Genomic DNA, 16,190 nt, shown 5'->3' on the forward strand with positions numbered 1-16,190 from the left:
GGTTGGCCACGCCGACGTCGTCGACGCGGTCGACCGTCGCGCCGACCTCGCGGGCGACGACCGCCGCCTCCCCCGCGACCGCCGCGTCCGCGGTGCCGGCGGCGACGACCGCGACCGTCGCGTCGAGGGCCGGCGGCTCGAACGTCGCGGCGCGGACGACGACCGTGTCGGTCCGCTCGTCGTGGTCGATCGTCGGGGCGGCCGCAGAGTCGGCGTCCCCCTCGGTTCCGAGGTCGGCGTTCCCTCCGGTTCCGAGGTCGGCGTCCGCCATCGCCGTCCGGATCGCGGCCGTGTCGTCCGGGTCCGCGCGGGTCACGAGCGCCCGTCCGGTCGTCTCCACCGCCGTCGTCGCCAGCGCCGCCACTTCGTCGGGCGTCTTCCCGTCCGCGAGGATCGCCTCGGGGATCCCCCGTCGGTCCTCGCGGGCGGCGTCGAACCGGCCGGCCGCCGTGGTCGCGTAGCCCGCGAGCCGCGATTCCGCCTCCGCGACGCCAATCTCGCCGGCGTCGAGCGCCTCGAGCGTGTCACGCATGGTCGCCCGTCCGGGACGGAGGCGGTCGAACCTGTCGGTCCGTGGCGACCGATCGAGACCGATTTCACGTCCGTCTCCGGACGGACTCACAAAGCTTATAAGGGATCGTTTCGGTCTGCCGTCGCGAACGGCCCGCACGACGCCCCTCGCGGGCGAATTCAGGAACTCTTATTAACTGTCGATGGATATGCCCGATCGCATGGCAGACCTTATTGTCAAAGCGGCCGTCAAGGAAGCCCTGGACGACAAGAACGTCGCTTCGGACTTCTACGACGCGCTGGACGACGAAGTGGACGAGCTGCTCGAAGACGCCGCGCGCCGCGCCGAGGCCAACGACCGGAAGACGGTCCAGCCGCGCGACCTCTAAGGCGGACGCGACTTTCGATCCGATTTTTTGACCGCGCGTCGACCGGCGAGCGGCGCGTCTCCCCCGATCGTCGCCAGCGACCCTCTCCCGCGGGATCAGCGCGTGAGCACCCGAACGCCCGAGTCCGTCCCGACGTGGACCTCGTCGGCGAGGTCGACGAAGAGCCCGTGTTCGACGACGCCCGGCGTCGTCGAGAGGGTCACCGCGAGCGCCGCCGGGTCCGCGACCTCGCCGAACGCGCAGTCGAGCACGAGGTTCCCGTTGTCGGTGACGACCGGTCCGTCCTTCCGCTCCGCGCGGCGGAGGGTCGGGTCGCCGCCCGCCGCGCGGACCGACTCGGCGACGGCCGAGCGACCCGCCGGGAGCACCTCGACGGGGACGGACCGGTCGAGCACCGGGGCCTCCTTCGAGGGGTCGGCGACGACGAGGAACCGGTCGGCGGCCGCGTCGACCAGCTTCTCGCGGGCGTGGGCGGCGCCGCCGCCCTTTATCAGGGCGTTCACGCCGTCACCGTCGCCCGAACCGCCGACCGCAACCTGGTCCGCTCCGTCGATCGCGACGTCGATCCCGGGCGCGTCGGGCCCCACCGCCTCCTCGAGGTCGAGCAGGGGGATCCCGCGGTCGGCGGCGAGCTCGCGGCTCGCGAACGACGTCGGGACGCCGCGGATCTCCACCCCGGCGTCGACCCGCTCGCCCAGCCGCCGGATCGCGTGGGCCGCGGTCGAGCCCGTCCCGAGCCCGACGACGTCGCCGTCGTCGACCGTCCCCGCCGCCGACTCGCCGGCGCGTCGCTTCGCCGCGTCGCTGCCGCCGCTCGTCTTCATACCTCCGACTCGACGGGGGGGACCGAAAAGGCGTCGGCGTCGTCGGAGGGCGGTTCCGCCGACGGCCGCGACGCTTACTCCAGCCGGTCGAGGACCGCCTCGGCGTCGTAGGCCAAGGAGAGCTCGCGGGAGCGGCCGCGCCCCTCCACGTCGGCGTACTCGGCCTCGATCACGCCGAGCTGGTCGAGCTTGTTGATGATCTCGGAGTAGCGGGTGTAGCCGAGGTCGGTCTGGTCGTGGAACGCCTCGTAGACGGTGCCGGCGCGCTCGCCGTCGTTCTCCGCGAGCACCCGGACGAGGGCGCGCTCGGACTCCGAGAGCCCCCGGAGCGACCGCGAGAGGTGGACGTGTTTGGACTTGTCGTACGCCGACTCCACGTCCTCCTCGGCGATCGACTTCGAGGCGCGCATCTCCGCGTTGAGCCCGGCGCGTCGGAGCAGGTCGATCCCCACGCGGAGGTCGCCACTCTCGGCGGTGAGGTCCGCGACGCGCTCCAGTTCGGCGTCGCCGATGACGCCGTCGTGGAACCCCCGCTTCGCGCGCTCGAAGAGGATGTCGTAGATCTCGGTGGCGTCGTAGACGGGGAAGTACACCTCCTCCGGGCGGAACACCGACTGCACCCGGGTGTCGAGGTCGTCGATCACGTCGAGCCCCAGGTCGGAGGAGACGACGATGACGCCGATCTTCGCCCCCGAGTGCGCCTCGTGGGCGCGCAGAAGCGAGTAGAGCGTGTCGGACGCCTCGTTCTCGTAGAAGAGGTAGTTCACGTCGTCCAAGGCGACGACGAGCACGTCGTCCTCCTCGACGAGCCGGTCGGTGATCTGGCCGAACAGCTTCTTGAATGAGATCCCGGAGGAGGGCGGCTCGTAGTCGAAGATCCCCTCGAACAGCCGCGAGAAGACGGCGTACCGGGTCGAGTCGACCTGGCAGTTGACCCGGACCGTCCGCACGTCGGTGCGGGCGCCGAGCTCGCCGAACAGCTTCTGGACCGCGGTGGTCTTGCCGGTCCCGGGGGGACCGCGCACCATCGTGTTGAGCGGACGGGAGCCGCGCACCGCGGGACGCAGGGCGTACTTCAGGCTCTCCAGCTGGCTCTCGCGGTGGCGGAACGTCTCGGGAACGTGGTCGATCTCGAACACCGACTCGTCGCGGAACACCGACTCGTCCCACGAGAGCATGTCGCCGCCGGCGTCCCCGGTCATGCACTCACCACGACAGGCCGTCCACTTAATCGTTGCCCGGAGGGACGGTGAAACTGAAACTCGTCGATTGCGCCGCTCTCGATCGATATATCGCCGACCGAACGTCCACTGTCAGGGCGCTTCGGCCCGGGGGCGTCTCCGTCGGTTCCGATCGGAGGCCCGGCGGTCACTCCCGGTCGAGTATCAGGACGTGCCGCGTGAGCGACCGGTGGACCCGGCGCTCGAAGGCGGCGTCGACCGCCCAGCCCGCCGCCCGGGCCCGCCCGCGCCAGTCGCGATCGGCGACGACGACGGCGCGAGGGGCGACCCGGGCGGCCTCAGCGAGCGCGCCCGAGACGAGGTCGGCGAGCTCGTGGCGGGCGACCTTCGACTGCCGGCCGTACGGCGCGTCGAAGGCGACGCCGTCGACCGCGTCGGCGCGGAGCGGGAGGGCCGTGGCGTCGCCGCGGGCGACGTGCCAGTTCGGGCCCTCAGAGAGCGCGTCCACGTACTCCAGGAGGTTCTCTCGGGTCCCCCGGACCATCTTCCGCTGGGCGTCGCAGGCGAGGACGTCGGCGCCGACGAGCCCGGCCTCGAGCGGGAGCCCGCCGGTGCCGCACATCGGGTCGAGCAGGGTCCGACCGGGCGCGGCGCCGGCGAGGTTGACGTACGCGCGGGCGTCGGCGGGCGCCATGCTCCCCGGCTGGAAGAAGGGGCGGTCGGTCGGCTTCGGGGCGAAGTCCCGGGCGGCCTCGGCGGCGACCCAGCCGAGCGCGCACACCGACGCGTCGCCGCCGTCGGCGCCGGGGACCGCCTCGTGGGCGGCGCGCTCGCCGGCGGCGAACAGCGCGCGCAGCACGTGGTCGGGGTCGTCGCGGTCGACGGAGAAGCCGCGGTCGACGAGGACCCCTCCGAGCGCGCGCTCCGCGGCGGTCGTCGAGACCCCGGTCGTGTTCCGGACGTTGCGGGCCCGGACCGCGACCGTGCCAGAGCGGTCCAGCGGCGCCGCGTCCAGCGCGGCGACGGCGGCGTCGAGGTCGGCGGCCGTGCGGGCGACCGCCTCGTGGGCGGCGCGGGTGTAGGCGAGTCGGCGGACCGCGGCGCGGTCGGCGCCGTCGTCCGCATCGGGGTCGGCGCCGCCGAGACCGACGCTGCCGGCGCTCGCGATCCCGGGCGCGAGCAGCTCCACGCCGGTCGCCGCGGTCGCGGCCTCGCGGGCGGCGAACGCGTCCGCCTCGCCGGCGAGTTCGAGCCAGTACACGCCTCGGAGTCGGGCGGCCCCTCGCAAGAGGATAGCGGTTCCGACCACGCACCTTTTTAACTGTTTCAAGCGATTGTGCCGGTAGTGATGGCCGATCCGAAGGAGACGATCACGATAGAGAACGTCGTTGCCTCCACGGGGATCGGGCAGGAGCTCGACCTCCAGAGCGTCGCGATGGACCTGGAAGGGGCCGATTACGACCCCGAGCAGTTCCCCGGGCTCGTGTACCGCACCACGGACCCGAAATCGGCCGCGCTGATATTCCGGTCCGGCAAGATCGTGTGTACGGGCGCGAACTCCGTCGACGCCGTCCACGAGAGCCTCGCGCTCGTGTTCGACGAGCTCCGCGCGCTCCAGATCCCGATCGGGGACCCCGAGATCACGGTCCAGAACATCGTCACGTCCGCCGACCTCGGCGAGAGCCTCAACCTCAACGCGATCGCGATCGGGCTCGGGCTCGAGCACATCGAGTACGAGCCGGAGCAGTTCCCCGGGCTCGTCTACCGGCTCGACGAGCCGGACGTCGTGGCGCTCTTGTTCGGCAGCGGAAAGCTCGTCGTCACGGGCGGAACGAGCCCCGACGACGCGGCGGCCGCCGTCGACGTGATCGTCGACGAGCTGGAGGCGCTCGGGCTGCTCGGCTGATCGGGCGCCCTCGCGATCCGATTCCGCGACCACTTTTACACGTCGTCGCGTACGTCACCCATGCTCCTGCAGACGGTGACGCCAGTGTCGGTGTTGGGGACGACCCTCCTGTTCGCGCTGTTCCTCTCCGTGACCGCTCACCTCGCCGCTCGGAACGTCCTCGGCGACGTGGATCCGCGCCGCGCGCTGTTCGTCGGGCCACTCCCCGCGGTCGTCGGCGTCGTCGGCGGCGCGTTCGCCGTCCCCGAGGCGGTGCTCGTTCCCGTCGCGCTCCTCGTCGACGGGATCATGTTCGCGTGGAGCTACGACCAGCCGCGCCGGCTCGTCGTCGGGATGACAGTGATCCACGCCGTGATCACGACGCTGCTCGGGATCGTGCTGTTAGGGGTCACGGTGCTGCTCGCGTCGATGCCGGGGTAGGGTCACGGCTCGGGCGGTGGCCGGCAGTCTCCCGGTTTCACGGCTCGGGCGGTGACCCGTCGTACGCGCCGTGGTCGCCGTAGAAGTTCAGCATCGCGAACTTCAGCTTCTCCGGGGCGACGTCGAGCAGCTCCGCCCGCTCCTCGGGAGGGAAGGCGTCGCGGACCGAGTACTTCCCCATGTCGGCGGTCGTGTACCGCCGGTCGGCGAGGATCCGGACGCCGAAGTCGTCGGGGCCGCGGACCACGCGCCCGATCGCCTGTCGCGTCTTGCGGATCGTCGGGATCTCGACGGCGTACGCCCAGCCGGGGTCGCGGGCGCGGTCGCGGTCGGCGAACGTCCGGTCGTACGCGTCCTGCACCGCCTCCATTCGGTCCGAGAGGTGGGGGTACGGGACGCCGACGACCACCACCGTCCGGGCGTCGTCGCCGTCGAAGCTCACCCCCTCGGCGAGCGTCCCCCACAGGGAGGTGAACAGGGTGGCGTCGTCGCTCTCGACGAACCGCCGCCGGAGCCGCTCTTCGTCCTCGCCCGACCCGTCGAGGTAAAGCGAACCGAGGTCCGCGCCGACGAGGCCGCCGCCCGCGCCGACACCGGCTCCGGCGCCGCCTCCGCCCGCCGAGCCGCCGAGCCGCTCGTAGTATCGTTCGGCCTCGGCGTACGAGGGGAAGAAGGCGAGGGTGTTGCCCGGGGTGAAGCGGATCGCGTCGCGCAGCAGCGACGCCACCGTCTCCTGGGTCTGCGGGTCGTTGCGCTCGGAGGCGAAAAGCGGCGGCGCGTCGACCGCGAACGTCCGGCGGTTCTCCTCGGGATACGCCATCCCGTACGCGAGCGACGCCACGTCCTCCAAGCCGAGCACGTCCTTCGTGACGTCGAAGGGGCGGAGCGTCGCGCTCATCAGCACGGACGCGGCGACCTCGTCGAACAGCTCCTCGGTGACGCGACGGGGGATGCAGGTGTACAGCTCCGCGCGGCCGTACACCTCGTCGGTGGCGCCGTCGCGGCGCACGGAGACGACCGGATACTGGCCGAGCTCCGTGCCCTCGTCTATCCACGTCGACACGAACCGGGCGACCTGCAGAGTCTGACACTCCGTCCGAGTGGTGGTCTCGCCGTCGCGGTAGCGGCGCTCGTACGCCTCGTCGAGCGCCCGTCCGAGCTGGAGCGCGAGCTCGGTCTCCGTGTCGATCCCCTTCCCCTCGTAGCTGCGGAGGAACGCGAGCGTGAGGTCGTCTCGCCGGTCGTCGTTCGCGATCGAGACGTCCTCCCAGTTCTCGCCGACCCCCTCGCGGGCGCCGAAGCCGAGCGCGTCGTCGTACGTCTCGACCAGGGCGTCGCGGAACGCGCGGACGACGTTCTCGGCCGCCTCCGCGCGGGAGTCGTCGCTGTCCGTCAGCTCCTCGACGGCGGCGTCGAGGGTGTTCTCCGTGAGGGTGCGAGTGGCGTGGTCGCGGGCGGCGTCCTCGACGTTGTGCGCCTCGTCGAAGACGGTGAGTATCTGCGAGGGGTCGCGGTCGATCCACCGGAAGAACTGCTCGCGGATCTGCGGGTCCAGCAGGTGGTGGTAGTTACACACGACGAGGTCGACGCCCTCCATCCCCTCCTTGAGCAGCTCGTAGCCGCAGAGCTCGCGCTCGTCCGCGTACGCGTACACGTCCTCCGGGGTGCGGACGTCCTCGAACAGCCACCCGAAGAACTCGTCGGTGTCCTCGACGAGGTTGTTCCGGTAGTGGGCGCAGACGTTCGCGGTCTCGTACTCGTCGAGCTCGTCCTCCAGCTCGTCGAGCTCGTCCATGATCGCCTCGCGAGACTCCGCCGCTCCGGCGTCGCCCTCGCGGCTCTCCGCGAGCAGCTCGCGCTGACGCGACTCCAGCTCCCGAACGTCGCTCTCCGTCTCGACCAGCTCGCGGGTGGTGTCCCGGAGCGTCTGGCACTCCTGATAGTCGACGTCGATGTGGCACATCGACGATTTCCCCTTGAAGACGACCGCCCGAATGGGCTCTTCGCGGGTGATCGCGCGGGCGTCCTCGACGAACTGTCGCATCTGCTGGTGGACGTTGGTCGTGATCACGACCGTGCGGTCGTGCTCGCGGGCGTGCTCTAAGGCGGGCACGAGCGCGGAGAGGGTCTTTCCCGTCCCGGGCGCGCCCTCGAACAGCACGTCCTGTCCGCGGTCCAGCGCGTTGGCGATCCTGTCCATCGCCTCGCGCTGGTTCGGGTACGGCTCCTCGTACGGGAAGAACCGCAGATGCGACGACTCTGACACGGGACGAGGTTCGTCGTCATCGGCTAAAAGGGGTGGGGTGCCGGGGCGGAAGTGATCCGACGGCACGGAGCGACGGTAGTTCGATCTTTTCCTGTCGGTTCATTACGTATATATAACTATGGGGTGCGTGCGCTACGGACACATAATACAGGCATATATTACCGGTTTTGTCGCGACTGCTGAACCGATATGGCGACCGAAACCGCGATGACGAACGAGGTATCGACCGAGACGGGCAACTGGAAGGCGGGCGTGGCCGGCGGACTGGCCGGCGGGCTCGTGTTCGGCGCGATGATGTCGGTGATGACTCCCGGCGTGCTGCAGGTGGCGATCCCGGCGATGTACGGCATCGAGGGTCCCGCCGGCGCCGTCGGCTGGGCGATTCACATGTCTCACGGTGCGGTCATCGGTCTCGGGTTCGCCGCTATCGCGAGCGCGAAGCCGGGCGTCGGCGACTCGGTCGGGACGAGCCTCGGGGTCGGTGCGGGCTACGGCCTCCTCGTGTGGGTCGCGCTCGCCGTGATCGTGATGCCGATCTGGCTGGGCGCCGTCGGGTTCCCGGGCGCGCCGCCGCTGCCGAACGTCGGCGTCGAGAGCCTCGTCGGCCACGTCGTCTACGGCGCGGTGCTCGGCGGCGTCTACTCGACGCTCGCGAGCTGAGACCCCGTAGTACCCCGATTTTTAAGCCCGCGGCGACGAGCACCATAGCAACGAATGTTCGACGAGATCCTCGAGAAGTTCGAGGGGTCACCGAGCCAGCAGGCCGTCATCCGGCTGTTCTTAGAGCGCGGCTTCTCCGTCAACGAAGAGGGGCGCGTCGTCTCCGGCGGGATCGAGATCCCGTACACCGGGATCGCGCGCGAGCTCGACGTCGACCGACGGGTCGTCGACTCGACGACGGACGCGATACTGGCGGACCCCGAACTGAAGCGCATCTTCACCAACATCTCCTCGGTGCCGAGCCTGATGGACCTGGCGCCCGTCCTCGATCTGACGGTCCTCACGATCGAAGTCGCGGCCGCCGACGAGGCCGGGATCGTCGCCGAGGTGACCGGTATCCTCGCCGAACACGACGTTTCGATCCGACAGGTGCTGAGCGAGGACCCCGAGTTCACCGACGATCCGAAGCTGTACGTGATCACCGACGCGGAGCTGCCCGGCGAGCTCCTCGTGGCGATCCGCGAGCTGGGATACGTCCGTCGCGTGGGGTTCTGACCGCCCGGACGGCGCGGCGACAGCGTCAAGCGGAACCGCGTCGATTGAGGCCGCGTCGAGCGCGACCCCCGACCAGTTTCGTTCGCGAGTCGCCTCCTCGATTCGGCGCGGAGGCTTATATGCGGAGTCGACGCATCCGAGCTCGCGTGGTCGACGTGAATTTCACTTTCACTAGGGTGTAAACCAGTCTTTATACGGGATGGCGAACAAGGGTGGCGTACATGCCTGAAGACGAACTCGAGGACCTCCCCGGAGTCGGCCCAGCGACCGCAGACAAGCTCGTCGAGAACGGGTTCGAGAGCTACCAGTCGATCGCCGTCGCCAGCCCCGGCGAGATGTCGAACACCGCGGACATCGGCGAGTCGTCCGCCAGCGACATCATCAACGCCGCCCGCAAGGCCGCCGACGTCGGCGGCTTCGAGACGGGCGCGACGGTGCTCGAACGCCGCCAGGAGATCGGCAAGCTCTCCTGGCAGATCGACGAGGTCGACGACCTGCTCGGCGGCGGCATCGAGACGCAGTCGATCACCGAGGTGTACGGCGAGTTCGGCTCCGGGAAGTCGCAGGTGACCCACCAGATGGCCGTCAACGTCCAGCTCTCCAAGGAGAACGGCGGGCTGGAGGGCGGCTGCATCTTCGTCGACTCAGAGGACACGTTCCGCCCGGAGCGGATCGACGACATGGTCCGCGGGCTCGACGACGAGATCCTCTCCGACGAGATGGAGCGGCGCGAGATCGAGGGCACCCCGAGCGACGAGGAGGCGATGGAGGAGCTGATCGAGGCGTTCCTCGACCAGATCCACGTCGCGAAGGCGTTCAACTCCAACCACCAGATTCTGCTCGCCGAGAAGGCGAAGGAGCTCGCCGGCGAACAGGAGGAGAGCGAGTGGCCCATCCGAATCGTCTGCGTTGACTCGCTGACCGCCCACTTCCGCGCCGAGTACGTTGGTCGGGGAGAGCTCGCCGAGCGACAGCAGAAGCTTAACAAGCACCTCCACGACCTGATGCGGATCGGCGACCTGTTCAACACCGCCATCCTCGTCACCAACCAGGTCGCGTCGAACCCCGACTCCTACTTCGGCGACCCGACCCAGGCGATCGGCGGCAACATCCTCGGACACGCCTCCACGTTCCGGATCTACCTCCGCAAGTCGAAGGGCGACAAGCGGATCGTCCGCCTCGTCGACGCGCCGAACCTCGCCGACGGCGAGGCCGTGATGCGCGTGCAGGGCGAGGGGCTGAAGCCGGAGTAGCCGGAGACGAGCCCTCGATCGGCACCGTCGAGGTCGGATCCGACACCGAGTGGGCGGTCAGGTGTCCGGATTCGCAGCCGAACCGCAGATCCGGTTGACGAACGTAAACTTCCTCTCGGAACGCCCGAAACCCCCGAGATCGCTCTTGTGACGCCGTAACGCCGATATCGGTCGAAAAGCAGAGCGGCAAAAATCGCCGGCGGCGGCCGCGCCCGGCGCCACGAACCCCGAAAGCGGCCGATCCGTGCCTTGATGACAGAATACATACAAAACGTTCGTCCGATTTGATCGCAAGGATTGCGGGGAATCCGTCGAGAATATGTCCTTATACAGCATGTATTCGTCCTTATATCTGACATCCACCGTATTATTAAAGTGATTTTTTGTGAAACCCAACTCGAACGTTTATATATTCCTGTTCCCCGCTGTCGAAACGTGATTCAGCACATGAACACGAACGAAACGCGCGATTCGAAGGACGTATGTTCAGTTGAGGTGGTCGAGTCGTGACGACCGGCGTACTCGCGACGGTCGACCCGAGCACCTTCGCGTCGGCGATGAACGGGACGTGGATCCTCATGGTGACGTTCCTGATCTTCTTCATGCACGCCGGCTTCGCCATGCTCGAAGCCGGGCAGGTCCGCTCGAAGAACGTCGCCAACCAGCTGACGAAGAACCTCCTGACGTGGAGCGTCGGGGTGACGGTGTTCTTCCTGATCGGGACGGCGTTCACCAGCGTCATGAGCGGCTCCGGCGGCCCCGTCTCCGTCGCGGGGACGCTGTTCTCCGGCGGCGAACTCGCCGTCGAAGAGGGCGCGGTCGGCCCGTACGTCAACTGGCTCTACGGCGCGGTGTTCGCCATGACGGCCGCGACCATCGTGTCGGGCGCGGTCGCCGGCCGCGCGAAGCTCCGCGCGTACGTCACCTACACGTTCCTGCTGGCCGCCGTGATCTACCCGATGGTCATCGCGTTCACCTGGTCGGCCTCGGGCGACGGGCTCGTCGCGCAGCTGACCGGCGTGGCGTTCCACGACTTCGCCGGCGGCATGATCGTCCACGGCATGGGCGGCATCGCGGGGCTCACCGCGGCGGCCGTCCTCGGTCCGCGGATGGACCGCTACGCCGAGGACGGCTCGACGAACGTCATCCCCGGTCACTCGCTGACGTTCGCGGTGCTCGGGACGCTCATCCTCGCGTTCGGCTGGTACGGCTTCAACGTCGGGACCGCCTCCGTGGTCAGCGGCGGCGTGTTCAACACGCTGACGCTCAACCTCGTCGCGATGGGGACGACGATCGCGATGGCGGCCGGCGGGATCGGCGCCGCGCTCGTCGTGTGGCTGAAGACGGGGAAGGTCGACACGCTGTACGTCGCCAACGGCCTGCTGGCTGGGCTCGTCGGCATCACCGCCATCCCCGACACCACGGCGTGGTGGGGCGCGCTGGTCGTCGGCGGCCTGGCCGGCGCGCAGCTCCCGATCGTCTTCGAGTTCGTCTCGGACACGCTCAAGATCGACGACGTCTGCGCGGTGTTCCCGGTCCACGGCAGCGCGGGCGTGCTGGGGACGCTGCTGTTCCCGTTCGTCGCCGCCCCGGGCGCCCTCAGTAGCAGCGTCGGCGCCCACTTCATCGCTCAGCTGACCGGCGTCATCATCATCGGCGGCTGGACGCTCACCGCGACCGCGGCCGTCTGGTACGTCCTCAAGGTGAGCGGCGAGGCGCGGGTCACCCGCGAACACGAACAGGAGGGCCTCGACATCTCCGAACACGGCGTCGAGACCTACCCCGAGTTCGGCGGCGACCGCGTCGCGACCGACGGCGGTCCCGCCGTCGTCGACACCACGGAGGGCTCGCCGCGCGCCGACGGCGGCGAAGAGGCCGGTTCGGGGATCAAGATGGTCACCGCGGTGGTCCGCCCCGACAAGCTCGGGGCCATCAAGCAGGCGCTCGCGGAGATCAACGCGCCCTCGCTCACCGTGACGAACGTCTCCGGCCGCGGCAGCCAGCCCGCGAAGAAGGGCCAGTGGCGCGGCGAGGAGTTCACCGTCGACCTCCACCAGAAGGTGAAGATCGACGTCGTCGTCGCCGACATCCCGGCCGACGAGGTCGCGGAGGCGATAAGCGACGCCGCGAAGACCGGCGAGCCCGGCGACGGGAAGGTGTTCATCCTGCCCGTCGAGGACGCGCTGCAGGTACGCACCGGCGCGACCGGCCCGGAGGCGGTGTAGGCTCGGCCGACGCGTCCTCGTTTTCCCGCCGCGGTGGTCGCGGCCTCGCTCGGTTCGGCAACTACTTTCATCCCTCCGACCAACGTCGGGCCATGAACCACGAGCGCTCCCGCGGACTGTACGACCGCGCGCTGTCGGTGATGCCGGGCGGGGTCAACTCCTCGGTCCGGGCGACGATGCCGCACCCGTTCTTCGTCGAGCGCGGGGACGGCGGCCACGTCATCGACGCCGACGGGAACCGCTACGTCGACTGGGTGATGGGGTACGGCCCCCTCCTGTACGGCCACGACCTCCCGGAGCCGGTGGAGGCGGCGATCCAGTCGCACGTCGCCGCGGGGCCGATGTACGGGGCGCCGACCGAGGTCGAGGTCGAACACGCCGAGTTCGTGGCGCGGCACGTCCCGAGCGTGGAGTCGATCCGGTTCGTCAACTCCGGGACCGAGGCGACGGTGTCGGCGGTACGGCTCGCGCGCGGCCACACCGACCGCGACAAGATCGTCGTCATGCGGGGCGGCTACCACGGCGCCCAGGAGTCGACGCTCGTCGAGGGGTCGCCGGGCGACGCGCACCCGTCGACGGCCGGGATCCCGGAGGCGTTCGCGCAGCACACCCTCCCGATCCCGTTCAACGACCCGGAGGCCGCCAAGGAGGTGTTCGCGGAGCACGGCGACGACATCGCCGCGGTCCTCGTCGAGCCAATCTTAGCCAACATGGGGATCGTCACGCCCATCGACGGCTACCACGAGACCCTGCGAGACCTGTGTGACGACCACGGCTCCCTCTTGATCTTCGACGAGGTGATCACGGGGTTCCGCGTCGGCGGACTCGGCTGCGCGCAGTCGAAGTTCGGCGTCACGCCCGACGTGACGACGTTCGGCAAGATCGTCGGCGGCGGGTTCCCGGTCGGCGCGATCGGGGGGAAAGCGGAGATCGTCGAGGGGTTCACGCCCGCGGGCGACGTGTTCCAGTCCGGCACGTTCTCCGGGCACCCGGTGACGATGGCCGCGGGGAAGGCCGGGCTGGAGTACGCCGCCGAGAACGACGTGTACGAGCACGTCAACAGGCTCGGGCGGAAGCTTCGCGAGGGGATAGCCGAGATCTGCGCGGAGCGCGCGCCGGAGTACACCGTCGTCGGCACCGACTCGATGTTCAAGACGATATTCACCCGCGAGGCGCCCGACGACGTCGACGACTGCTGTGCGGGCGGCTGTCGGCAGGACCCCGACTGCGCGCGGTACGACACGTGCCCGAAGACAGGCGCCGACGTCGCGAACGCCGCGACGGACCGCTGGGAGCGCGTGTTCTGGCAGGAGATGAAAGACCGCGGCGTGTTCCTCACCGCGAACCAGTTCGAGTGTCAGTTCACCTCCTACGCGCACACGGAGGAGGACGTCGAGCGGACGCTGGAGGCGTACCGAGAGGCGATCTGAGCGCCTGCGACGGGGTCAACCGAGATCCGTAGCCGCGCATCGGCGCTGCGAATTCGGTCGCGACTCCGGCGACCGACGAGCATCGGATCTCCTACCGGGAAGTCGGCCCCGCGGCGGATCGGCCTTTCGCCTCGGCGGCCGGTCGCCGGCGCGGGCTCCCCGACGAAGTCGCCTCGTCCATCCGGACGATCCGCCAGCCGTCGCCCCGACACCGGACCGGTTCCAGGGCGACTCCGACGGTGTCCCCGCAACGCAGGTCGCCCAACCGCTCGCGAACTCCGTCCGCCGCGTCGATGACTTGATACGTCCGTCCGTCGGTCCCGTACAGCGTGAGCGCCCTGTCGCGGTGCGGTTCCGTCGCGACTCGACACCGCCGCCGAACGCCGTCAGTCGCTCCCATCGTCTCACGACACGCGCGGAACGAACGTAAAACGAACTATGAGCCCGATATACGGCGACAGAGCGCTATTGACCGGTACCGAGACGTTCGTGGTTTGCTGAGACGTTCACGGTTCGTCGAGACGGTCGGTTCGCCGGCGGGGCGAGAGCGGCGTGTGTTCGCGACGCAGTTGCGGAACGTTTTTATAGCGAAAATCGGGTACGTACAGGTAATGAGCGCGGAGGCTCGTCTCGACGCTGCCCTCGTCCGAGGTCGACGAGCCCCGCGACCGCGACGAGGCGTCCGACCGCCGCGACCGGCTTCCGGCGCGGCGCGACGACGGGCCCCCTCGGGCCAGTAATCTCCATTCCCTCGTCGCGTTCGCGCCGTTTCGTCCCGTAGAGTGACAGCTCCGTCCGTCCGTAGCGTCGGCTCCGGCAGTTAATTACAATATCTAAACCGTTGAATTTAAGGGTGTGACCCCAGTGTACTCCTGTAATGGCAACCGTTGCACTCGCGTTCAGTGGGGGACTCGACACGACCGTCTGCGTGCCGCTCCTGAAAGAGGAGTACGGCTACGACGAGGTGATCGGCGTCAACGTCGACGTCGGGCAGCCGACCGAGGAGTTCGACGAGGCCGAGGAGACCGCCGAGGCGCTCGGGCTCGACCTCCACGTCGTCGACGCGAAGGAGGAGTTCGCGGACCTGTGTTTCGACGCGGTGAAGACGAACGCGACGTACCAGGGCTACCCGCTCGGGACCGCGCTCGCGCGCCCCGTCATCGCCGAGGCGATCCTCGGCGTCGCCGAGGAGCAGGGCTGTGACGCCGTCGCGCACGGCTGCACCGGGAAGGGGAACGACCAGCTCCGGTTCGAGGCCGTCTGGCGCGGCTCCGACCTGGAGGTCATCGCGCCCGTCCGCGAGCTCGGACTCACCCGCGAGTGGGAGATCGACTACGCGGCCGAGAAGGACCTGCCCGTGGAGGCCGGCGACGGCGGCGTCTGGTCCATCGACGAGAACATCTGGTCGCGCGCGGTCGAGGGCGGCAAGCTGGAGAACCCCGACTACGAGCCGCCGGAGGACATCTACGAGTGGACCGCGGAGCCGGAGGGCGAGACCACCATCGAGGTCGCCTTCGAGGAGGGCGTCCCGGTCGCCGTCGACGGCGAGGCGATGGACCCGGTCCCGCTCATCCAGCACCTCAACGAGTACGCCGGCGGCTACGGGATCGGTCGCACCGACGTGATGGAGGACCGCATGCTCGGGCTGAAGGTGCGCGAGAACTACGAGCACCCGGCCGCGACCGTCCTCCTCACCGCGCACCAGGCCTTGGAGGACCTCGTCCTCACGAAGAACGAGCGCTCGTTCAAGAAGGGGATCGAACAGGAGTGGTCCGAGAAGGCGTACCAGGGGCTCGTGTTCGCCCCCGTCGTCGACGCGCTGAACGCGTTCGTCGACGAGACGCAGGACGTGGTGACCGGCACCGCGACCGTGAAGGTCTCCGGCGGCAACTGCCGCGTCGTCGCCCGCGACTCCGAGTACGCCGTCTACTCCGAGGAGATGGCCTCGTTCAACACCGAGGACGTCGCCGGCATCGCCCAGTCGGACGCGACGGGCGTCGCGAAGTACCACGGGCTCCAGGAGCGCCTCGCCAACGACGTGAAGGAGGCGGTCTCGAAGCCCGAACTGGCGACGGACGGCTCCGGCGAGACGGACGGAACCGACGCCGACCACAGCTAAATGACCGACGACGATCCCGGCACGGCGACTGACGCGAACGCGACGGCCGAGAGCGGCACCGCCGTCCGCCGCGACCGCTTCAGCGGCGGCCCCGCCCGCGCGTTCCTGTCGAGCCTCGCGGCCGACGCGGCCATCTTCGAGGCCGACCTCGCGGTCGACCGCGCGCACGCGGTGATGCTCGCCGAGCAGGGGATCGTCGACGACGCGGTCGCGGGCGAGATCCTCGCGGCGCTCGACGACGTGGAGGCCGCCGGCCACGACGCGCTGCCGGACGGCGAGGACGTCCACGAGGCGATCGAGACGGCCGTCATCGACCGTATCGGGCCGGACGGCGGGCGGATGCACACCGGCCGCTCGCGCAACGACGAGGTGGCGACCTGCATCCGGTACCGGCTGCGCGAGGACCTGCTCGCGGCCGCCGAGGCCACGATCACGCTTCGGGAGGCGCTCGT

General features: G+C 69.5%; 14 protein-coding genes and 2 pseudogenes. 10 read left to right on the plus strand and 6 right to left on the minus strand.

Translation table 11 applies throughout. From position 1 onward, the window contains the following. A pseudogene (locus tag U4E84_RS14080) lies at positions 1 to 532 on the minus strand (hypothetical protein); the annotation flags it as partial. Positions 533 to 731: 199 nt separating this feature from the next. On the opposite strand from U4E84_RS14080, the gene U4E84_RS14085 reads away from it, so the two are divergent. Then, the gene (locus U4E84_RS14085) at positions 732 to 899 is read left to right on the plus strand and encodes a DUF1931 family protein (protein ID WP_004047560.1); all 168 of its coding nucleotides are present in this window, start codon (positions 732 to 734) and stop codon (positions 897 to 899) included. 95 nt (positions 900 to 994) lie between these two features. Here the strand turns inward: U4E84_RS14085 and rpiA are convergent, their stop codons facing one another. From rpiA to U4E84_RS14100, 3 genes are all read right to left on the minus strand, one after another. After that, positions 995 to 1,723, minus strand: coding sequence for a ribose-5-phosphate isomerase RpiA (gene rpiA, locus U4E84_RS14090; protein WP_322532748.1), 729 nt, complete (start codon positions 1,721 to 1,723; stop codon positions 995 to 997). A gap of 74 nt (positions 1,724 to 1,797) precedes the next feature. Further along, the gene (locus U4E84_RS14095; protein ID WP_322532749.1) at positions 1,798 to 2,925 is read right to left on the minus strand and encodes an ORC1-type DNA replication protein; all 1,128 of its coding nucleotides are present in this window, start codon (positions 2,923 to 2,925) and stop codon (positions 1,798 to 1,800) included. Positions 2,926 to 3,091: 166 nt separating this feature from the next. Then, positions 3,092 to 4,165, minus strand: a complete 1,074-nt coding sequence (locus U4E84_RS14100) for a THUMP domain-containing protein (RefSeq protein WP_322532750.1) — start codon at positions 4,163 to 4,165, stop codon at positions 3,092 to 3,094. 87 nt (positions 4,166 to 4,252) lie between these two features. Here U4E84_RS14100 and U4E84_RS14105 point away from each other — a divergent pair, with 87 nt between their 5' ends. Together U4E84_RS14105 and U4E84_RS14110 are read left to right on the plus strand one after the other, a co-directional pair. Continuing rightward, positions 4,253 to 4,810, plus strand: a complete 558-nt coding sequence (locus U4E84_RS14105; RefSeq protein ID WP_322532751.1) for a TATA-box-binding protein — start codon at positions 4,253 to 4,255, stop codon at positions 4,808 to 4,810. A gap of 60 nt (positions 4,811 to 4,870) precedes the next feature. Further along, a complete protein-coding gene (locus U4E84_RS14110) occupies positions 4,871 to 5,230 on the plus strand; it encodes a hypothetical protein (protein ID WP_322532752.1) in 360 nt (119 codons plus the stop codon). Positions 5,231 to 5,267: 37 nt separating this feature from the next. Here U4E84_RS14110 and U4E84_RS14115 read toward each other — a convergent pair whose 3' ends face one another. Next, entirely contained in the window at positions 5,268 to 7,496 is a 2,229-nt protein-coding gene (locus U4E84_RS14115) for an ATP-dependent DNA helicase (RefSeq protein WP_322532753.1), read from the minus strand. 189 nt (positions 7,497 to 7,685) lie between these two features. Here U4E84_RS14115 and U4E84_RS14120 point away from each other — a divergent pair, with 189 nt between their 5' ends. The 5 genes from U4E84_RS14120 (at position 7,686) to U4E84_RS14140 (ending at position 13,619) form a co-directional block, all read left to right on the plus strand. Then, positions 7,686 to 8,156 (plus strand): DUF6789 family protein, encoded by a 471-nt coding sequence (locus tag U4E84_RS14120; RefSeq protein ID WP_322532754.1) that lies wholly within the window; start codon positions 7,686 to 7,688, stop codon positions 8,154 to 8,156. Between the two features lie 54 nt (positions 8,157 to 8,210). Then, positions 8,211 to 8,711, plus strand: coding sequence for an amino acid-binding protein (locus U4E84_RS14125; protein ID WP_322532755.1), 501 nt, complete (start codon positions 8,211 to 8,213; stop codon positions 8,709 to 8,711). 221 nt (positions 8,712 to 8,932) lie between these two features. After that, positions 8,933 to 9,964 carry a DNA repair and recombination protein RadA gene (radA, locus tag U4E84_RS14130; RefSeq protein WP_322532756.1) on the plus strand — a complete coding sequence of 344 codons (1,032 nt, stop codon included), beginning with the start codon at positions 8,933 to 8,935 and terminating at the stop codon, positions 9,962 to 9,964. Positions 9,965 to 10,470: 506 nt separating this feature from the next. Further along, positions 10,471 to 12,189: an ammonium transporter gene (locus U4E84_RS14135; RefSeq protein ID WP_322532757.1), complete on the plus strand. Its 1,719-nt coding sequence runs from the start codon at positions 10,471 to 10,473 to the stop codon at positions 12,187 to 12,189. 92 nt (positions 12,190 to 12,281) lie between these two features. Continuing rightward, positions 12,282 to 13,619, plus strand: coding sequence for a glutamate-1-semialdehyde 2,1-aminomutase (locus tag U4E84_RS14140; RefSeq protein WP_322532758.1), 1,338 nt, complete (start codon positions 12,282 to 12,284; stop codon positions 13,617 to 13,619). Positions 13,620 to 13,710: 91 nt separating this feature from the next. On the opposite strand, the gene U4E84_RS14145 is transcribed toward U4E84_RS14140, so the two are convergent. Beyond that, the gene (locus U4E84_RS14145) at positions 13,711 to 14,019 is read right to left on the minus strand and encodes a hypothetical protein (protein ID WP_322532759.1); all 309 of its coding nucleotides are present in this window, start codon (positions 14,017 to 14,019) and stop codon (positions 13,711 to 13,713) included. 477 nt (positions 14,020 to 14,496) lie between these two features. On the opposite strand from U4E84_RS14145, the gene U4E84_RS14150 reads away from it, so the two are divergent. Then, positions 14,497 to 15,738 (plus strand): argininosuccinate synthase, encoded by a 1,242-nt coding sequence (locus U4E84_RS14150; RefSeq protein ID WP_322532760.1) that lies wholly within the window; start codon positions 14,497 to 14,499, stop codon positions 15,736 to 15,738. Continuing rightward, positions 15,739 to 16,190: pseudogene (locus U4E84_RS14155) on the plus strand (argininosuccinate lyase); the annotation flags it as partial.

The organism is Halorubrum sp. AD140 (assembly GCF_034497445.1).
In the GTDB taxonomy this organism is placed as follows: Archaea; Halobacteriota; Halobacteria; order Halobacteriales; family Haloferacaceae; genus Halorubrum.